Here is a 761-nt window from a genome sequence, read left to right as displayed (position 1 = left end):
CCGTTCCCATGCCGAACACGGAAGTTAAGCGCTTCAGCGCCGAAAGTAGTTGGGGGTCTCCCCCTGTGAGGATAGGACGCTGCCAGGCATTACATATTTGGAGGATTAGCTCAGCTGGGAGAGCACCTGCCTTACAAGCAGGGGGTCGGCGGTTCGATCCCGTCATCCTCCACCATTACACCTGCCGGTGTAGCTCAGTTGGTAGAGCATCTGACTTGTAATCAGAGGGTCGAGGGTTCGAATCCTTTCGCCGGCACCATTTTTAAAAATAGTCTACCGCATGAATTATACCTTGCCGGGGTGGCGGAATTGGTAGACGCACAGGACTTAAAATCCTGCGAGGGTTTCCTCGTGCCGGTTCAAGTCCGGCCCTCGGTACCATCTTAATATCCCATGAAAGTTCATTCGTCTCGCACCCTTAGCTCAGCTGGATAGAGCGTTAGACTACGAATCTAAAGGCCGGGAGTTCGAATCTCTCAGGGTGCACCATCTATTTCGGGAAGTAGCTCAGCTTGGTAGAGCACTTGGTTTGGGACCAAGGGGTCGCAGGTTCGAATCCTGTCTTCCCGACCATCATAACTTTTGGGGCCTTAGCTCAGCTGGGAGAGCGCCTGCCTTGCACGCAGGAGGTCAGCGGTTCGATCCCGCTAGGCTCCACCAATTCTTTAAACCGACGAACTTTGAAAACTGAACGATGAGGCAAAAAAAGTTTTACAATTTTTGAATGAAGCGCAAGCTTCGTCATTTTTAAAGAGCTATAT

Annotated in this window: 6 tRNA genes and 1 rRNA gene; all 7 read left to right on the top strand. The window is 51.4% G+C overall.

The features are described 5' to 3' along the window. Positions 1-88 (top strand): 5S ribosomal RNA (rrf, locus tag KNP84_RS15165); the annotation flags it as partial. 11 nt (positions 89-99) lie between these two features. Then, a tRNA-Val gene (locus KNP84_RS15160) sits at positions 100-175 on the top strand. An 8-nt stretch (positions 176-183) separates the two neighbouring features. Next, positions 184-259, top strand: a tRNA-Thr gene (locus KNP84_RS15155). A 35-nt stretch (positions 260-294) separates the two neighbouring features. Further along, positions 295-381, top strand: a tRNA-Leu gene (locus tag KNP84_RS15150). 31 nt (positions 382-412) lie between these two features. Beyond that, positions 413-489: transfer RNA gene (locus KNP84_RS15145), tRNA-Arg, on the top strand. A 7-nt stretch (positions 490-496) separates the two neighbouring features. Then, positions 497-573 (top strand) — tRNA-Pro (locus KNP84_RS15140). Positions 574-584: 11 nt separating this feature from the next. Further along, a tRNA-Ala gene (locus KNP84_RS15135) sits at positions 585-660 on the top strand. Positions 661-761 lie beyond the last annotated feature (101 nt).

Source organism: Exiguobacterium sp. s70, from assembly GCF_018618315.1.
Taxonomy (GTDB): domain Bacteria; phylum Bacillota; class Bacilli; order Exiguobacteriales; family Exiguobacteriaceae; genus Exiguobacterium; species Exiguobacterium chiriqhucha.
Note: the sequence above shows the minus strand (reverse complement) of the source record. Positions and strands in the feature narration are given on the sequence as shown.